At 67.4% G+C, this 17762-nt stretch carries 18 protein-coding genes and 1 riboswitch; of the genes, 10 read left to right on the forward strand and 8 right to left on the reverse strand.

Annotated features, from left to right (window positions below; all coding sequences use genetic code 11):
• Positions 1 to 70: 70 nt before the first annotated feature.
• From C9E82_RS12100 to C9E82_RS12125, 6 genes are all read left to right on the forward strand, one after another.
• The gene (locus C9E82_RS12100; protein ID WP_119900673.1) at positions 71 to 1273 is read left to right on the forward strand and encodes an ABC transporter substrate-binding protein; all 1203 of its coding nucleotides are present in this window, start codon (positions 71 to 73) and stop codon (positions 1271 to 1273) included.
• The gene (locus tag C9E82_RS12105; protein ID WP_119900674.1) at positions 1270 to 2046 is read left to right on the forward strand and encodes an ABC transporter ATP-binding protein; all 777 of its coding nucleotides are present in this window, start codon (positions 1270 to 1272) and stop codon (positions 2044 to 2046) included. The genes C9E82_RS12100 and C9E82_RS12105 overlap by 4 nt, the downstream gene beginning before the upstream one ends.
• Entirely contained in the window at positions 2043 to 2747 is a 705-nt protein-coding gene (locus tag C9E82_RS12110; protein ID WP_119900675.1) for an ABC transporter ATP-binding protein, read from the forward strand. The genes C9E82_RS12105 and C9E82_RS12110 overlap by 4 nt, the downstream gene beginning before the upstream one ends.
• Before the next feature lies 1 nt (position 2748).
• On the forward strand, positions 2749 to 3636 hold the full coding sequence (locus C9E82_RS12115; RefSeq protein WP_119900676.1) for a branched-chain amino acid ABC transporter permease: 888 nt from the start codon (positions 2749 to 2751) through the stop codon (positions 3634 to 3636).
• A 1-nt stretch (position 3637) separates the two neighbouring features.
• Positions 3638 to 4636: a branched-chain amino acid ABC transporter permease gene (locus C9E82_RS12120; protein WP_119900677.1), complete on the forward strand. Its 999-nt coding sequence runs from the start codon at positions 3638 to 3640 to the stop codon at positions 4634 to 4636.
• Between the two features lie 111 nt (positions 4637 to 4747).
• Complete coding sequence (locus C9E82_RS12125; protein ID WP_119900678.1) at positions 4748 to 6346, forward strand: GMC family oxidoreductase; 1599 nt, start codon at positions 4748 to 4750, stop codon at positions 6344 to 6346.
• A 30-nt stretch (positions 6347 to 6376) separates the two neighbouring features.
• Here the strand turns inward: C9E82_RS12125 and C9E82_RS12130 are convergent, their stop codons facing one another.
• The 7 genes from C9E82_RS12130 to C9E82_RS24505 form a co-directional block, all read right to left on the reverse strand.
• A complete protein-coding gene (locus tag C9E82_RS12130; RefSeq protein ID WP_170162167.1) occupies positions 6377 to 7774 on the reverse strand; it encodes a calcium-binding protein in 1398 nt (465 codons plus the stop codon).
• Positions 7775 to 8305: 531 nt separating this feature from the next.
• Positions 8306 to 9277, reverse strand: a complete 972-nt coding sequence (gene nrdF, locus C9E82_RS12135) for a class 1b ribonucleoside-diphosphate reductase subunit beta (protein ID WP_119900680.1) — start codon at positions 9275 to 9277, stop codon at positions 8306 to 8308.
• Between the two features lie 77 nt (positions 9278 to 9354).
• Complete coding sequence (gene nrdE / locus C9E82_RS12140; protein ID WP_244936022.1) at positions 9355 to 11430, reverse strand: class 1b ribonucleoside-diphosphate reductase subunit alpha; 2076 nt, start codon at positions 11428 to 11430, stop codon at positions 9355 to 9357.
• Positions 11431 to 11522: 92 nt separating this feature from the next.
• Positions 11523 to 11939: a class Ib ribonucleoside-diphosphate reductase assembly flavoprotein NrdI gene (nrdI, locus tag C9E82_RS12145; protein WP_119899669.1), complete on the reverse strand. Its 417-nt coding sequence runs from the start codon at positions 11937 to 11939 to the stop codon at positions 11523 to 11525.
• 21 nt (positions 11940 to 11960) lie between these two features.
• The gene (nrdH, locus tag C9E82_RS12150) at positions 11961 to 12182 is read right to left on the reverse strand and encodes a glutaredoxin-like protein NrdH (protein WP_119899667.1); all 222 of its coding nucleotides are present in this window, start codon (positions 12180 to 12182) and stop codon (positions 11961 to 11963) included.
• A gap of 96 nt (positions 12183 to 12278) precedes the next feature.
• Positions 12279 to 12463, reverse strand: a riboswitch (cobalamin riboswitch).
• 198 nt (positions 12464 to 12661) lie between these two features.
• Complete coding sequence (locus tag C9E82_RS12155) at positions 12662 to 13435, reverse strand: 2-dehydro-3-deoxygalactonokinase (RefSeq protein WP_119899665.1); 774 nt, start codon at positions 13433 to 13435, stop codon at positions 12662 to 12664.
• Positions 13432 to 13719: a DUF2218 domain-containing protein gene (locus tag C9E82_RS24505; RefSeq protein WP_170162133.1), complete on the reverse strand. Its 288-nt coding sequence runs from the start codon at positions 13717 to 13719 to the stop codon at positions 13432 to 13434. Before C9E82_RS24505 ends, C9E82_RS12155 begins: the two co-directional genes overlap by 4 nt.
• Positions 13720 to 13879: 160 nt before the next feature.
• Here C9E82_RS24505 and C9E82_RS12165 point away from each other — a divergent pair, with 160 nt between their 5' ends.
• From C9E82_RS12165 to C9E82_RS12180, 4 genes are read left to right on the forward strand one after another with little or no spacing between them, the layout of a single operon-like run.
• Complete coding sequence (locus C9E82_RS12165) at positions 13880 to 14767, forward strand: siderophore ABC transporter substrate-binding protein (protein WP_119899659.1); 888 nt, start codon at positions 13880 to 13882, stop codon at positions 14765 to 14767.
• Positions 14767 to 15744 carry an ABC transporter permease gene (locus C9E82_RS12170; RefSeq protein WP_119899657.1) on the forward strand — a complete coding sequence of 326 codons (978 nt, stop codon included), beginning with the start codon at positions 14767 to 14769 and terminating at the stop codon, positions 15742 to 15744. Before C9E82_RS12165 ends, C9E82_RS12170 begins: the two co-directional genes overlap by 1 nt.
• Positions 15737 to 16693, forward strand: a complete 957-nt coding sequence (locus C9E82_RS12175; protein ID WP_119899655.1) for an iron chelate uptake ABC transporter family permease subunit — start codon at positions 15737 to 15739, stop codon at positions 16691 to 16693. The genes C9E82_RS12170 and C9E82_RS12175 overlap by 8 nt, the downstream gene beginning before the upstream one ends.
• Positions 16690 to 17448 (forward strand): iron ABC transporter ATP-binding protein, encoded by a 759-nt coding sequence (locus tag C9E82_RS12180; RefSeq protein ID WP_119899653.1) that lies wholly within the window; start codon positions 16690 to 16692, stop codon positions 17446 to 17448. The genes C9E82_RS12175 and C9E82_RS12180 overlap by 4 nt, the downstream gene beginning before the upstream one ends.
• A gap of 17 nt (positions 17449 to 17465) precedes the next feature.
• Here the strand turns inward: C9E82_RS12180 and C9E82_RS24510 are convergent, their stop codons facing one another.
• Complete coding sequence (locus C9E82_RS24510; RefSeq protein WP_170162132.1) at positions 17466 to 17621, reverse strand: hypothetical protein; 156 nt, start codon at positions 17619 to 17621, stop codon at positions 17466 to 17468.
• Between the last annotated feature and the right edge of the window lie 141 nt (positions 17622 to 17762).

The raw sequence follows: 17762 nt of genomic DNA on the forward strand, positions 1-17762 counted from the left end.
CATGTGTTTTACCTGCAACCGGCGCGGCAGATGCCGGGCGCGGGTGCAGATCCCAGGGAGGGAACCCCAAATGCGCAAGCTGCTTCTTTCGTCGGTCTCGCTCGGCCTTCTGGCCGCCCCGGCTCTGGCCGAGATCTCCGACGGCAAGGTCAGGATCGGCATCCTGAACGACCAGTCGGGCGTCTATGCCGATTTCGGCGGCAAGTTTTCCTACGAGGCGGCGCGGATGGCAGTCGAGGATTTCGGCGGCACCGTCCTGGACGCGCCCATCGAGGTCGTCACCGCCGACCACCAGAACAAGCCCGACATCGCCTCGAACATCGCCCGGCAATGGTACGACACCGAGCAGGTGGACACGATCATGGAACTGACCACCTCGTCGGTGGCGCTGGCCGTCCAGGCGCTGAGCGTGGATGCCAAGAAGATCACCATGACTACCGGCGCGGCCACGACCGAGCTGACCGGCGCGCAATGTTCGCCCTATGGCTTCCACTGGGCCTATGACACCCATGCGCTGGCCGTGGGCACCGGCGGCGCGCTGGTGAAGGAAGGCGGCGACAGCTGGTATTTCCTGACCGCCGACTATGCCTTCGGCTATTCGCTGGAGGAAAATACCGGCGAATTCGTCAAGTCGCAGGGCGGCGAGGTTCTGGGCGCGGTGCGCCATCCGCTGGCGATCACCGATTATTCGTCCTTCCTGCTGCAGGCGCAGGCCTCGGGCGCGAAGGTGATCGGGCTGGCCAATGCCGGGGCGGATACGCAGAACAGCATCAAGCAGGCGGCCGAATTCGGCATCACCGCCGGCGGCCAGCGCCTTGCCGCGCTGCTGTTCACGCTGGCCGAGGTGCATGGCATCGGCGCCGATTCCGCGCAGGGCCTGACCCTGACCGAAAGCTTCTACTGGAACCGCACCCCGGAATCGCGCGAATTCGCCGAGCGTTTCAAGGAACGCACCGGCGCGATGCCGAACATGGTCCATGCCGGCACCTATTCCGCCGTGACCTCCTATCTGAAGGCGATCGAGGCCGCCGGCACCGACGAGACCGAGGCCGTCGCCGCCAAGCTGCACGAGATGCCGGTCGAGGATTTCTTCGCCGAGAGCGGCAAGGTCGCGCCGAACGGGCGGATGATCTCGGACGTCTATCTGCTGGAAGTGAAGGCGCCGGGCGACATCACCGAGGAATGGGACTATTTCAACGTGCTGGCGACGATTCCGGGCGACGAGGCCTATATGGACCCGGCCGAAAGCGGCTGCCCGCTGGTTCAGGGATGAGTGCAGTGGCCGCAGAAGTGGCCGATCCGCGGGTGGTTTTGTCCGCCCGCGGACTGGGCAAGGATTTCGCGGGTTTCACGGCGGTGAACGATGTCGACCTGGATGTGCATCACGCGCGCATCCATGCGCTGATCGGGCCCAATGGCGCGGGCAAGACCACGGTGTTCAACCTGCTGACGAAGTTCCTGCAGCCGACGCGGGGCCGGATCGAGCTGTTGGGCACCGACATCACCCAGACCAAGCCCGACAAGGTGGCGCGGATGGGGCTGGTGCGGTCCTTCCAGATCTCGGCCGTCTTCCCGCATCTGACGGTGCTGGAAAACGTCCGCGTCGCGCTGCAGCGGCCGAACGGGCTCTCGACGCAGTTCTGGCTGCCGCTGTCGTCGCTGGACCGGCTGAACGCGCGGGCCGAGGCGCTGCTGGCCGACCTGGGCCTGACGCCCTATCGCGACAGCCGCGCCGCCGACCTGTCCTATGGCAGGAAGCGCGTGCTGGAGATCGCGACCACCCTGGCCTTGGACCCCGAGGTCCTGCTGCTGGACGAGCCGATGGCCGGCATGGGCCAGGAGGACGTGGCCATGGTCGCGGGCATCATCCGCGAGGTGGCGACGCAGCGCGCGGTGCTGATGGTGGAACACAATCTCAGCGTCGTGGCCGACATCTGCCACCACGTCACCGTGCTGCAACGCGGAGAGATCATCGCGGCGGGCGACTATGCCACCGTCTCGGCCGATCCGCGGGTGCGCACCGCCTATATGGGGAACGAGGAATGAGCGCCCCGCTTCTGGAAGTGGCCGGGCTGCATGCCTGGTACGGGGAAAGCCATGTGCTGCATGGCGTGGACCTGCATGTCGACGAAGGCGAGATGATCTGCATCCTGGGCCGCAACGGCATGGGCAAGACCACGACGCTGCGCACCATCATGGGCATCTTGCGCAAGCGCCAGGGGGCGATCCGCTTCGCCGGCCGCGACATGATGTCGGTGCCCCTGCACCGGACCGCGCGGGCCGGGCTTGGCTTCGTCCCCGAGGAACGCGGCATCTTCGCGACGCTCTCGGTCGAGGAGAACCTGCTGCTGCCGCCGAAGGTCGCCGAGGGCGGCATGTCGGTCGAGGAGATCTATGCGCTGTTCCCGAACCTGAAGGAACGCCGCAATTCGCAGGGCACCAAGCTGTCGGGGGGCGAGCAGCAGATGCTGGCCATGGCGCGGATCCTGCGCACCGGCGCGCGCTGCCTTCTGCTGGACGAGCCGACCGAGGGGCTGGCCCCGGTGATCATCAACGCCATCGGCGAGGTGCTGCGCAAGCTGAAGGCGCGGGGCATGACCGTGGTGCTGGTGGAACAGAACTTCCGCTTTGCGTCCAAGGTCGCGGACCGCTTCTACCTGATGGATCACGGCCGGATGGCGGCCGAGTTCCCGGTGGCCGAGTTGGAGGCGCAGATGGACATGCTGCATCGGGAACTGGGGGTGTGAGATGACGATGATTTTCGGCGTACCCGTCCAGGCCCTGATGGGGCAATTGCTGGTCGGGCTGATCAACGGGTCCTTCTATGCGCTGCTGAGCCTTGGCCTGGCGGTGATCTTCGGCCTGCTTCGGGTGATCAACTTCGCCCATGGCGCGCAATACATGCTGGGCGCCTTCGTGGCGCTGCTGCTCTTGACGGTGGGGGGCGTGAACTACTGGTTCGCGCTGATCCTGGCGCCGCTGTTCGTGGGCCTGTTCGGCGCCATCGTCGAACGCACGATGCTGTCGCGGCTGTATAAACTGGACCATCTCTATGGCCTCCTGTTCACCTTCGGGCTGGCGCTGGCGATCGAGGGAACCTTCCGCTATTTCTTCGGCGCCTCGGGCAAGCCCTATGCGGCGCCGGCGCAGCTGACCGGCGCGGTCAACCTGGGCTTCATGTTCCTGCCGATCTATCGCGGCTGGGTGGTGATCGCCTCGCTGATCGTCTGCTTCGCGGTCTGGTTCATGATCGAGAAGACCCGGCTGGGCGCCTACTTGCGCGCCGCGACCGAAAACCCGGTCCTGGTCCAGAGCTTCGGCATCAACGTGCCCCTGCTTTTGACGCTGACCTATGCGCTTGGCGCGGGGCTTGCGGCCTTCGCGGGCGTGCTGGCGGCGCCGGTCTACCAGGTCAGCCCGCTGATGGGGACGAACCTGATCATCATCGTCTTCGCGGTGGTGGTGGTCGGCGGCATGGGCTCGATCCTGGGCGCGATCGTCACCGGCTACATGCTGGGCGTGGTCGAGGGGCTGACCAAGGTCTTCTATCCCGAGGCCTCGAACATCGTGATCTTCGTCATCATGGCGATCGTCCTGATCCTGCGTCCCGCGGGTCTGTTTGGAAAGGATGCGTGACATGGCAGGCAAATCCGAACCCGCCGCGACCGAGACCGTGGCCATCCACGCGAAGGCCGGGCAGATCAAGATCGCCTTCCTGGCCATCGCGCTGGTGGCGCTGATCCTGGCGCCGCAGTTCCTCTATCCGATCTTCCTGATGAAGCTTCTGTGCTTCGCGCTCTTCGCGGCGGCCTTCAACCTGCTTCTGGGCTATACCGGGCTGCTGTCCTTCGGCCACGCCACCTTCTTCGGCGGCGCGGCCTATTTCACCGCCCATGCGGTGAAGGTCTGGGGCTGGTCGCCCGAGGCGGGGATCCTGCTGGGCGTCCTGGGCGCGGCGGCGCTGGGGCTGGTGATGGGCGCCATCGCCATCCGCCGCCAGGGGATCTATTTCGCGATGATCACGCTGGCACTGTCGCAGATGTTCTATTTCTTCTGCCTGCAGGCCCGCTTCACCCATGGCGAGGACGGCATCCAGTCGGTGCCGCGCGGCCGGCTGTTCGGGATCATCAATCTCGGCGACACGATGACCATGTATTTCTTCGTGCTGACGGTCTTCGTCATCGGGCTGCTGATCATCTGGCGCTTCGTGAACTCGCCCTTCGGGATGATCCTGAAATCGATCCGCGAAAACGAGCAGCGCGCGATCTCGCTCGGCTATTCGGTCAGCCGCTACAAGCTGGGCGCCTTCGTGATGTCGGCGGCGCTGACCGGGCTTGCGGGGGGTGTGAAGGCGCTGGTCTTCCAGTTCGCGACCCTGACCGACGTGACCTGGCAGATGTCGGGCGAGGTGATCCTGATGACGCTGCTGGGCGGCATCGGCACCCTGGCCGGCCCGGTCTTCGGCGCCGGCCTGGTGGTGACGCTGCAGAACTTCCTGGCCACATCCGACGTCCCCGTCACCATCATCACCGGCCTCGTCTTCATGGTCTGCGTCCTGCTGTTCCGTCGCGGCCTGGTGGGCGAGTTCTTCGCAACGAAACTGGGCAGAAAGCTCGGGTTCCGCTCCGAGTCCTGAGCTCTGGCCGGGGGGCGCTGCGCTTCCCGGCCATCCCGACAGGCGGATCACATGACGGATCACGACGGCCAGCCCCTGCGGAAGGCGGGTCGACCCTGCATGGAGTGTGCAATGGAAAGCTATGATTACATCGTGATCGGCGCCGGCAGCGCGGGCTGCGTGCTGGCCAACCGGCTCTCGGCCGATCCCCGGACCCGCGTGCTGCTGCTGGAGGCGGGCGGGCGCGACAATTACCACTGGATCCACATCCCGGTCGGCTATCTCTATTGCATCGGCAATCCGCGCACCGACTGGGGCTTTAGGACCGAGCCCGAGCCGGGGCTGAACGGCCGGGTGCTTGGCTATCCGCGCGGGCGGGTGCTGGGCGGCTGTTCCTCGATCAACGGCATGATCTACATGCGCGGGCAGGCGGCGGATTACGACCATTGGCGGCAGCTGGGCTGCACCGGCTGGGGCTGGGACGACGTGCTGCCGCTGTTCAAGGCGCAAGAGGATCACTATCGCGGCGCCTCCGACGCCCATGGCGCGGGCGGCGAATGGCGGGTGGAAAAGGCCCGCGTGCGATGGGCGGTGCTGGACGCCTTCCTGGACGCGGCCGAACAGGCCGGCATCCCGCGCACCGATGACTTCAACACCGGCGACAACGAAGGCGGCGGCTATTTCGACGTGAACCAGCGCTCGGGCATCCGCTGGAACACCGCCAAGGCCTTCCTGCGCCCGGCGCGCGCCCGGCCCAACCTGCGCATCCTGACCGGCGCCCAGGCCGAGCGGCTGATCGTCGAGGAGGGCGAGGTCCGCGGCGTCACCTTCCATCACGAGGGAAGCCGCAAGGAGGCCCGCGCCACCCGAGAGACCGTCCTGTCGGCCGGCGCCATCGGCTCTCCGCATCTGCTGGAGCTGTCGGGGATCGGCCGGGGCGAGGCCTTGCAGGCGGCGGGCATCGCCCCGCAGGTCGAGGTCGCCGGCCTGGGCGAGAACCTGCAGGACCACCTGCAATTGCGGCTGGTCTTCAAGGTCACCGGGGTGCCGACGCTGAACGAGAAGGCCTCGCGGCTCTGGGGCAAGGCCTCGATCGGGCTGGAATACCTGCTGAAACGCTCGGGCCCGATGTCGATGGCGCCCAGCCAGGTCGGGATCTTCACCCGCTCGGGCCCGGACAAGGCGACGGCGGATCTGGAATTCCACGTCCAGCCGGTCAGCCTGGACAAGTTCGGCGACCCGGTCCATCCCTTCCCGGCCATGACCGCCTCGGTCTGCAACCTGCGGCCGGAAAGCCGCGGCTCGGTCCATGCGAAGGGGCCGGATTTCCGCGCCCATCCGGCGATCCGGCCGAACTATCTCTCGACGCCGGGCGACCGGCAGGTGGCGGCCAGCGCCATCCGTCTGGCGCGCCGGATCGCCGCCCAGCCCGCCTTCGCGCGGTTTTCCCCCGAGGAATACCTGCCCGGCCCCGCCTTCCAGACCGAGGACGAGCTGGTCACGGCGGCGGGCAATATCGGCACCACGATCTTCCACCCGGTCGGCACCTGCCGGATGGGCGCGGATGACGGCGCGGTGGTCGATCCGCGGCTGCGCTTCCGCGCGCTGGGGCGGCTGCGCATCGCCGACGCCTCGGTCATGCCGACAATCACCAGCGGCAACACCAACTCGCCCACGATCATGATCGCGGAAAAGGCCGCGCGCATGATGCTGGAGGATGCGAAGGGCTGATGCGGCGCCGGGGTCGTCCCGGCGCCGGCCTCACAGGATGAAATCGTCGGCGGTCAGGCGGTCCAGGTCGCGGAGCCAGAAGGCGAAATCGGCCTGGCCGTCGCCGGTGCGGTCACCCTGCACCAGCAGGTCGTCGCCCTGCCGGCTGTACCAGACCGAGTTGGCCTGCGCGCTGGTGCCGCTGAAGGCGAAATCCTGGTTTCCCGCGCGGCGGCTGTTCGCATCCAGCGCGCTGACATCGATCACGTCGATCCCCGAGACGAAGTCGAAGATCTGGTCCAGCGCATCGCCGCGCCCGAAATCCGCCAACTGGTTGAAGACGAACACGTCGCGCACCCGATCCGCGCCGCCATACAGCATGTCGGCCCCGGTGCCGCCGATCAGCGTGTCGCGCCCGGCGCCGCCCAGCAGCGTGTCATCGCCCGCGCCGCCGTTCAGCAGGTCGTGCCCGGCGCCGCCATCCAGGCGGTCATGCCCCGCGCGACCCAGCAGCCGGTCCGCCCCCGCGCCGCCTTGCAGGCTGTCATTGCCCGCCCCGCCATCCAGGAGGTCATGGCCGGCCCCGCCATTCAGCAGGTCATGCCCCGCACCGCCGACCAGGCTGTCGGCCCCCGCGCCGCCGTTCAAGGTATCGTTCCCGGCCCCGCCGATCAGCGTGTCGTTCCCGCCATCCCCGTTCAGGAGGTCATGCCCGTTGCCGCCATTCAGGTGGTCATTGCCCGCCCCGCCATTCAGCAGGTCGTCGCCGGCTCCGCCGATCAGGCGGTCATTGCCGCCATGTCCGATCAGCGTGTCATTGCCGATGCCGCCCTCCAGCAGGTCGTTCCCGGCGCCGCCCCAAAGCCGGTCGTCGCCGCCCCCGCCGCGCAGCGTGTCATTGCCCGCATCGCCCTGCAGCAGGTCGTTGCCATTGCCGCCCAGCAGCAGGTCATGCCCGGCCCCGCCGACCAGGGTGTCGTTGCCGGCGAAGCCCTCCAGCCGGTTGTTGCCGGCATTGCCGGTCAGCAGGTTGTCCAGCGCATTGCCCCGCCCGGCAAGATCGGCGCTGCCGGTCAGGGTCAGGTTCTCGACATGGTTCCCCAGCGTCCAGTCGATGCCGGCGACCACGCGGTCGATCCCCTCGCCGGCAAGTTCCAGGATGCTGTCGCCCGCGGTGACGTGATAGGTGTCGTTGCCCGCACCGCCCGCGAACTCGTCCGCGCCCGAGGTGCCGTAGAGAATGTCGTTTCGAGCGGTACCGATCGTCCGGTTGTCGTCGATGATCGCGATTTCGATCCGCTTGGAATATGTCCCATCGACGAAGGGCATGTTTCCGCCAAGACTGATGTTCAGGTAGGCGGTTTCAGTTTCTTCCGCCTGTCCGTCGCGATTTGCGGTGATCTGGAACTGGGTGCTGCGGCTGGTCGGGCTGGTTGACCAGATTGACATCGACCCGCTGCCCGACGCTGGCGCCAGATCGTTCGGCGACGCGGTCCCGCCGACGGTTGAAATCCCATAATTGTAGCTGACCGAATTCATGGTCATATTGTTGAAGCCAAGCGTCACCAGGACTGACTGACCCTCTCGCAACTCGATCCGATCCGGGATCGAAACCGACACATGCGCATAAGCCGGTGCCCTGAGAGTAGCGGTTGCAGGGCCGGCGAATGAGGGAGTGCCAAGCATCAGCAGATCGCCATCGTTATAGGTGATCGCATCATGCGGCATGGAAGGGTTCGACATGCGTAACTCCGAAAAAGGTCAATCTGTGAATGAAGCGCCGTTTTGGCCCCGTTAGCCGGTAAGCGGCCGGACACGAGCCACTTATAGGTTGTCGTCAGTACGGGTCAAAGCGGAAATCCGCCGATCCCCCTGTCCTTTTGGCCAATTCGCCTGCGCCGCCACATAACCCCACCGCACGCATAAAAAAAACGGGGCGCGATCAGCCGCACCCCGCTCCTGTTCCCACCTTTGACCGGATCAGAAATCCCAGTCCTCGTCCTCGGTCGCGACCGCCTTGCCGATGACATAGCTCGACCCCGAGCCCGAGAAGAAGTCGTGGTTCTCGCTGTCCGGGGACAGGGCGGCCATGATCGCCGGATTGACCTCGCAGACCTGCGGCGGGAACAAGGCCTCATAGCCCAGGTTCTGCAGCGCCTTGTTGGCGTTGTAATGCAGGAAGGCCTTCACGTCCTCGGTCAGCCCGATGCCGTCATAAAGTTCCGCGGTATAGCGCTGCTCGATGTCATAGAGATCGAAGATCAGCGCGAAGGTGAAATCCTTCAGCTCGGCCTGCCGCGCCGCATCCAGCTTCTCCAGGGCGCGCTGGTACTTGTAGCCGATGTAATAGCCATGCACCGCCTCGTCGCGGATGATCAGCCGGATCAGGTCGGCGGTATTGGTCAGCTTCGCGCGCGAGGACCAGTACATCGGCAGATAGAAGCCCGAATAGAACAGGAAGCTCTCCAGAAAGACGCTGGCGATCTTGCGCTTCAGTGGATCGCTGCCCGCCTTGTATTCCTCCAGGATCAGCCGCGCCTTGGCCTGCAGATGCGGGTTCTCCTCGGACCAGCGGAAGGCCTCGTCCACCTCCTTGGTCAGGCACAGGGTGGAAAAGATCGAGGAATAGGACCGCGCATGGACCGCCTCCATGAAGGCGATGTTGGACAGCACCGCCTCCTCATGCGGAGTGATCGCATCGGGCATCATCGAAGGCGCGCCGACGGTATTCTGGATCGTGTCCAAGAGCGTCAGCCCGGTGAACACCCGGATGGTCAGCTCGCGCTCCTCGGGGCGCAGCGTCGCCCAGCTCTGGACGTCGTTGGACAGCGGCACCTTCTCGGGCAGCCAGAAATTCACCGTCAGCCGGTTCCAGACCTCCAGGTCCTTCTCGTCCTCCAGCCGGTTCCAGTTCACCGCCCGCGCCACGGTCCGCATCACCTGATCCTTCATCGCCGAAGAACCCCCTCTTTCATCTTGGTTCAAATATCCTCGGGGGGTCCGGGGGGCAGACAGCCCCCCGGCCTTGCCTACAATGTGCAGGACACGCAGCCCTGCACCTCGGTCCCTTCCAGCGCGGTCTGCCGCAGCCGGATGTAGTAGATCGTCTTGATGCCCTTCTTCCAGGCATGGATCTGGGCGCGGTTGATGTCGCGCGTGGTGGCCTCGGCCGGGAAGAACAGCGTCAGCGACAGCCCCTGGTCGACATGTTCGGTCGCCGCCGCATAGGTGTCGATGATCGCCTCGGGGCCGATCTCGTAGGCGTCGCGGTAATATTCCAGGTTCTCGTTCGACATGAACGCCGCCGGATAATAGACCCGGCCGATCTTGCCTTCCTTGCGGATCTCGATCTTCGAGACGATCGGATGGATCGAGCTGGTCGAGTTGTTGATATAGCTGATCGAGCCCGTCGGCGGCACCGCCTGCAGGTTGCGGTTGTAAAGCCCATGCGTCATCACATCGGCCTTCAGCGCCGCCCAGTCCTCGCGCGTCGGCAGGGCGACATCCCCGAAGACGCGGGCGACATCGGGCAGGGTGGGCAGCCAGTCGCGGTCGGTATACTTGTCGAAGAAGGTCCCGTCGGCATATTTCGACTTGTCGAAATCCTTGAAGACCTGGCCCTTTTCCCGCGCCAGCAGGTTCGAGGCGCGGATCGCGTGATAGGCCACCGCGGCGAAATAGACCGAGGTGAACTCGATCCCCTCGGGGCTGCCGTAATGGATATGCTCGCGCGCCAGGAAGCCGTGCAGGTTCATCTGGCCAAGGCCCACGGCATGGGCCTCGTCATTGCCGCGCCGGATCGAGGGCACGGAATCGATGGCCGACATTTCCGACACGGCGGTCAGGGCGCGGATCGCGGCCTCGACCGTGGCGCCGAAATCCGGGCCGTCCATGGTCGCGGCGATGTTCAGGCTGCCCAGGTTGCAGGAAATATCCGTGCCCAGATGTGCATAGGACAGGTCCTCGTTGAATTCCGACGCCTCGTTGACCTGCAGGATCTCGGAACACAGGTTCGACATGGTGATCCGGCCATGGACGGGATTGGCGCGGTTCACCGTGTCCTCGAACATGATATAGGGATAGCCGCTCTCGAACTGGATCTCGGCCAGGGTCTGGAAGAAGGCGCGGGCGTTGATCTTCTTCTTCTTGATGCGCTTGTCGTCGACCATCTCGGCATATTTCTCGGTGACGGAAATCTCCGAGAAGGGCACGCCATAGATCCGCTGCACGTCATGGGGCGAGAACAGGTACATGTCCTCGTTCTTCTTGGCCAGTTCGAAGGTGATGTCGGGGATCACCACGCCAAGCGACAGGGTCTTGATGCGGATCTTCTCGTCCGCGTTCTCGCGCTTGGTGTCCAGGAAGCGCAGGATGTCGGGGTGATGCGCGTTCAGATAGACCGCGCCCGCCCCCTGTCGCGCGCCCAGCTGGTTGGCATAGCTGAACGAATCCTCCAGCAGCTTCATCACCGGGATGACGCCCGAGGACTGGTTCTCGATCCCCTTGATCGGCGCGCCGGCCTCGCGCAGGTTGGTCAGCATCAAGGCGACGCCGCCGCCGCGCTTGGACAGCTGCAGGGCCGAGTTGATGGACCGCCCGATCGATTCCATGTTGTCTTCCAGCCGCAGCAGGAAGCAGGAGATCAGCTCGCCCCGCGACTGCTTGCCCGCGTTCAGGAAGGTCGGCGTGGCGGGCTGGAAGCGGCCCGACAGGATCTCCTCCATGAAGCGCATGGCCAGCGCCTCGTCGCCGCGCGCCAGGGTCAGCGCGACCATGACCACCCGGTCCTCGTAGCGTTCCAGGAAGCGCTGCCCGTCGCGGGTCTTCAGCGTATAGCTGGTGTAATACTTGAAGGCGCCCAGGAAGGTCGGGAAGCGGAACTTCCTCGCATAGGCGGCGTCCCAGATCGCGCGCTGGAAATTCTTGGAATACTGGTCCAGGACCTCGGGCTCGTAATAGCCCTCGTCGACCAGATAGCGCAGCTTCTCGTCCAGGTTGTGGAAGAAGACGGTGTTCTGGTTGACATGCTGCAGGAAATACTGCCGCGCGGCCATGCGGTCGGCGTCGAAGCGGATGCGGCCGTCCGCGTCATACAGGTTCAGCATCGCGTTCAGCGCGTGATAATCCAGCGTTTCCTTGACGCCGTCCGCCTGCGCCCCGCCAGCCTTCACGCCGCCAGCCTTGACGCTGCCCGTCTTCACGCCGTTATCAAGCATTCCGTCCCCCAGAATTCATTCAGCCCCGCAGCGATGCGGTCAATATCGGTCTCGGTCCCGGCCAGTTCGAATCGATACAGGACCGGGACGTTGCATTTGTCGGAAATGACCCGGCCTGCCAAGGCATAGGTCGCGCCGAAATTTCGGTTTCCCCCGGCAATGATGCCGCGCAATCCGGCGCGGCGTTCGGGGTCGTTCAGGAAGCGGATGACCTGCTTGGGCACCGCGCCCCGGCCCTGGCCATCGGCATAGGTCGGGCAGATCAGCACATAGCGTTCCGGCGCCGCGGGCATCGGGTCCGAGGGCGAGATAGGGATCCGCCGGGCGGGCAGGCCAAGGCGCGCGACCAGGCGCGCCGTGTTGCCCGAGGCCGATGAGAAATAGACGATCCCGCCCATGGCCCAGATCCCCCTTCGGGGTCAGGCCAGTGCGCCGATCATGTCGGGCCGGAATCCGGCCCAATGCGCGTCGCCGGCGATCACGACCGGCGCCTGGCGATAGCCCAGGGCGGTCACGCGCTCCATCGCGGCGTCGTCCTCGGTCAGGTCGATGATGTCATAGGACAGGCCGCGCGCATCCAGCGCGCGGGTGGTGGCGGTGCATTGAACGCAGGCGGGTTTGGAATAGACGGTGATGCTCATGCCTCTGGTCCCAGTCGTGTGGCGGCGGTGGTGAAAGGCTGCCCTTCCGGCCAAGGCCGGTCAGAACATCACAGCCCCGCGCCCGCCGCGCGGTTTCGTGTTTTCGTCGTCCAGGCAGGTCTCCTGGCTTGCGGCCTTGCTTGGCTGGCCTTCCCGGATCGCTCCAGTGGCATCGTCAGCCTTGCCTACCACTTACAGTTGCGGGGGCAGCGTCGGCATTTCACCGATCTTCCCTCTTGCTCGCCGGCCGAAGCCGATGAACCTGGACCCCCCTAATAGGCCCCCAATTCACGCCGCTGTCAACTATATCTGGTAGGTGAAAACGGATTTGGCCCCAGCCGGTAGTGGTGAGAACAAAAAGGGAAATGCCCAGCCGGTGCTGGCCGGGCAGCCTGTCAAGCCCGCCGGAAATAAATTTCGCCCGGTTGCAGGAACACCAGATCTGGTGATGGGCGCGTCGAATCGCGCCGGCGATTTCCTTACCCCGCCGCCGCGAGGCCCTTCCATGCGGCGTGCAGCCCCGCCAGCAGCGCGGATTCGGGATCGGGCTGCAGGGTGGCGACGCCCTGCGCGGCCAGCGCGCGGGCATAGAGGTCCCGCAGCGGCGCCTCGCCCAGGATCGCGACCTGCTGGCCCAGCCAATAGGGCTTGGCCGCCGCCAGTTCCAGCCCGACCAGCAGCCCGGCCAGCCGCGCCCCGTCCCCCGTATCACGCAGCGCCGCCAGCCGGCCATAGGCGCGATGCGGGCACGACAAAGCCTCGTCCAGCGTCTCGTCGAAACCCGCGCCATCGGGCGCGGCGGCAGAGAGCAGCGCCAGCAATTCGCCGGTCAGGAAGCTGTGGAAATGGCAGATCTCGCCGGCCGAGAGGCGCAGCCAATGGCTGCGCGGCCCGGTCAGCAGGGCGACGCCGTCGAAATGCGGCTGCGCTTCCAGCAGCCCGGCGACCTGAGCCGCGCCGCCCGCCAGCCGGTCGGGCGGGTCCTGCTGGGCAAGCGGGCCGACCAGCCACACACGCTCGGCATCCGGCGCGGGATGCAGGATCAGTCCGGTGGCGGGCACCGGGCGCGGCTCCGGCAGGCCCGGCCAGTCCTCGGGCGCGGCCAGCAGCAGCGGCAGGCCGGGCCAGGCCGCGCGCGCCGCCGCCAGGTCGGCGACGTCCTGGCGGGCCGCGACCTCGGCCCCGCGCATCGCCCACAGGCGCAGCCCGCCGGGACCGGCCTCGGCCGCGATCCAGTCGGGCGCGGCATTCATGCGGGCTCGGCCCAGACCAGCGGCCGGGGATCCTCGCGATGGGCGAAGCGCAGCAGGTGGCTTTCGACGACCTCGCGGACCCGCGCCACACCCTCGGGCGTGTCCGAGCGGACGGTCAGCCGCAGCCCCTCGGGCACGATCTCGGCCCATGCGTCGCCCGGCTGGAACCGCATCAGGGCGCGGGTCTCGGTGATCTCGACCTCGATCTTGTGGCCGAAATGCTTGGCCATGGTCTGCATCAGCTGCGCGCCGCGCGCGGTGGGGAAATCTGCCGTGGATTGCATCAAATCGCCTTTCTGAACCTTGCGCGGCAACGGGCCGCCTTGCCCCCCAGATAGTCCCGCCGCAGCCGGGCCGCAATTCCCGACGGTTTTATTCAGCCAATCTTTACCTCGGACGGGGCGCTGGCTAAGGGAGGGGGACCGCCACGGGAAGGATGATATCATGCGCCGTTTTGCCCTGTCCGGCCTTCTGGCCGTTTCGCTGTGTTCCGCCGCCGTCGCCGATGAGGTGACGATCGCCACGGTCCAGGGCGAGGCGACGCTGCCCGCCAATCCGGGCCGGGTGGCGGTGATGGACGTGGCCGCGCTGGACACGCTGGCGGCGCTGGGGGTGCAGCCGGTCGGGCGGCCCGACCAGCTCTATGTCGATTACCTGCCGCAGGTGATGGAGGCCGCGCCCGCCGGCACCCTGCACGAACCCGACCTGGAGGCGCTGGCCGGGCTTGCCCCCGACCTGATCGTCGTCGGCGGCCGCTCGGCGACGCAGCTGGCCTCGGTGTCCCGCGTGGCGCCGGCCATCGACATGACCATCGGCACCGACCTGCTGGCGGATGCGAAGGCCCGGCTGGAAGCCTATGGCACGCTGTTCGGCAAGGAGGCCGAGGCCGAGGCCCTGGCCGGCGCGCTGGATCGCAATCTGGCGGCCCTGCAGGCGGCGGGCGAGGGGCAGACGGCGCTGGTGGTGATGACCAACGGGCCGAAGATGTCCTCTTATGGCAGGGGGTCGCGCTTCGGCTGGGTCTTCGACGCGACCGGGCTGGCCGAGGCCGTGAAGGGGCTGGACGCCGCCACCCATGGCGATGCGATCAGCCATGAATTCATCGCCGAGGCCAATCCCGACTGGCTGATCGTGATCGACCGCGGCGCCGCCATCGGCGAGGAGGGCCAGACCGCCGAGGCCACGCTGAGGAATGCGCTGATCGAGGGCACGACCGCCTGGCAGCGGGGGCAGGTGGTCTATCTGGACCCCTCCGAGACCTATATCTCGGCCGGCGGCCATACCTCGCTCAGCGACAGCCTGGACCGGCTGGCCGAGGCGCTTCTGGACTGATGCGGCTGCTGCCCGCCCTGGCCTTGCTGCTGCCGCCGCTGATGGCGGCCAGCCTGATGACCGGCGCCTCCAGCGTCGACATCCTGCGGGCCGGCGGCGATCCGCAGGCGCTGCTGGTGCTGATGGAATCGCGGCTGCCGCGCACGCTGGCGGTGGTGCTGACCGGGGCGGCGCTGGCCGTCGCGGGGGTGGTGATCCAGTCGCTGGTGCGCAACCGCTTCGTCGGCCCGGAAACCGCGGGCACGGCCGAGGGCGCGGCGCTTGGGCTGCTGCTGGTCGCGATCCTGTGGCCGGCCAGCCCGGTCTGGCTGCGGATGGCTGCCGCCAGCCTCTGCGCGATGGCCACGACCGCGCTGTTCCTGGCGATCATCCGCCGCCTGCCGGTGCGCGAGGTGATGCTGGTCCCCATCGCCGGGCTGGTGCTGTCGGGCGTGCTGGGCTCGGTCGTGACCTTCATCGGCTGGCAGACCGACCTGCTGCAATATGTGAACGCCTGGGTGATGGCGGGGGATTTCTCGGGCGTGCTGGCGGGGCGCTACGAGCTTTTATGGGTCGCGGGCGCGGCGGCGGCGCTGGCCTGGTTCGCGGCGGATCGTTTCGCGATCCTGGGGCTTGGCGACCAGGTGGCGACGGGGCTGGGCCTGTCGGGCCGGGCGGTGATGCGGCTGGGGCTGGTCGTGGTCGCGGTGGTGACGTCGATGGTGGTGACCACCGTGGGCATGATCCCCTTCGTCGGGCTGGTCGTGCCCAACCTGGTCTCGCGCGTGATGGGCGACAACCTGCGCGCCTCGCTGCCGGTGGTGGCGCTGTCCGGGGCGGCTCTGGTGCTGGCCTGCGACATCCTGGGACGGCTGGTCCGCCACCCCTACGAGCTGCCGGTCGGGCTGGTCCTCGGCGTCATCGGGGCCGGGCTGTTCCTGTGGATCCTGCATCGCCGGCCCGCCAATGGACAGGCGCGCGGACAGGCCCATGGATAGGCGCGCGGGCCTGGTGCTGGCCGGGCTGACGGGGCTGCTGCTGGCGCTGTCGGGCCTGTGGCTGTTCCAGGGGCTGGGCACCGGCAATCGCGGCTTCATCCTGGAGCTGCGGGCGGTCAAGCTGGGCGGGCTGGTCACCGTGGCGGCCTCGGTCTCGGTGGCGACGGTGCTGTTCCAGACCGTCTCGGCCAACCGGGTGCTGACCCCCTCGATCATGGGATTCGACGCGCTTTACGTGCTGCTGCAGACGCTGCTGGTCGCGGGCCTTGGCGTCGCGGGCTTCGCCGCCCTGCCCACGGGGACGAAATTCGCGGCCGAGGTGGCGCTGATGACGCTGCTGGCCTGCCTGCTGTTCGGGCTGCTGCTGGGACGCGGCGCGCGCGACATCCCGCGCACCATCCTGACCGGGGTGATCCTGGGCGTCATGTTCCGCGCCATGTCCGAATTCGTGGCCCGGATCCTGGACCCCAACGAATTCGCCGTGGTGCAGGGGGCCAGTTTCGCCAGCTTCTCGCGCGTGGATGCGGCGCTGCTGCCCTTCGCCGCCGCGCTGACCCTGGCGGGGATCGCGGTCGCGCTGGCCCTGGCGGCGCGGCTGGACGTGCTGGCGCTGGGGCGCGATCCCGCCGTCTCGCTGGGGCTGCGCTTCGACGGGATGGTGATCGGCGTCCTGGCGCTGGTGGCGGTGCTGGTCTCGGTCTCGACGGCGCTGGTCGGGCCTGTGACCTTCTTCGGGCTGATCGTCGCCGGCATGGCGCATGGCGTCATGCGCAGCGCCCGCCATGCCGCGCTGCTGCCCGCCGCCGCGCTGATCGCCGCCAATATCCTGGTCGGCGGCCAGCTGCTGTTCGAGCGCGCGATGGGCCAGGCCGCGACGCTGTCCGTGGTGGTCGAATTCGCGGGCGGGCTGTTCTTCCTCTATCTTCTGCTGAAAGGCCGCATCCGATGATCCAGATCACCGGCGTCAGCCACCGCATCGGCACCGCCCCGATCCTGCACGACATCACCGCCGCCATGCCCGCCGGCCGCCTGACCGCGCTGATCGGGCCGAACGGGGCGGGGAAATCGACGCTGCTGCGGCTGATCGGGCGGCTGGAGCCCTGCCAGGCGGGCCGGATCGAGGTCGACGGGCTGGACGTCGGCCGGACGCCCACCGAGCGGCTGGCGCTGAAGCTGGCGATCCTTGGCCAGCAGACCCATATCGCCAGCCGCCTGCGCCTGCGCGAGCTGGTGGGCTTCGGCCGCTGGCCGCATCATCGCGGCCGTCCCGGCCCCGCCGACCAGGCCGCCGTCGAGGCCGCGCTGGACGCCTTCGGCCTGGCGGGCATCGCCGGGCGCTTCCTGGACGAGGTCTCGGGCGGGCAGCGCCAGCGCGCCCATATCGCGATGAGCTTCGCCCAGGCCACCGACTGGCTGCTGCTGGACGAGCCGCTGAACAACCTGGACATGGCCCATGCCCGCGCGCTGATGGCGCGGCTGCGCGGCCTGGTGCGCGACGGCGGCCGCAGCGCGGTCATGGTCGTGCACGAGATCAACTATGCCGCCGCATGGGCCGACCACATCATCGCCATGAAGGACGGCCGCATCGCCGCCGAGGGCCCGCCCGAGGCGGTGCTGACCGAAGCCGTGCTGAGCGGGCTTTACGACACGCCGGTCAGCATCGGCAGCCATCTGGGCCGACCGCTGGTCCTGCACCATGCCTGACGCCGCGGGGCGAGAGGTCAGAAGGGGCGGCTGACCGCGACCAGCGCCACCACGACCCACAGCCAGACGGCGGTGGCCAGCGTGCCGAAGCCGAAGGCCAGCGTGCGCGCCTTGCCGGTGCGGTCCAGACCGACGAGGAATGCGGCAAGCGCGGTCAGGGGAAGGAACAGCATGATACCCATGCGGCAAGTCTAGCGCAGCCGGCCGGATGGTGGCAGATGGCCGGGCGGGGCATGGCCGAACCCTGCTGAAACCGCCCGGCGGGGTGGGCGAAGTCCCGCTCGGGCCCGCGGGCCGGCCCGGACCGGCGGTTT

Origin of the sequence: Paracoccus sigandri (genome assembly GCF_003709565.1) — a bacterium.
Lineage (GTDB): Bacteria > Pseudomonadota > Alphaproteobacteria > Rhodobacterales > Rhodobacteraceae > Paracoccus > Paracoccus siganidrum.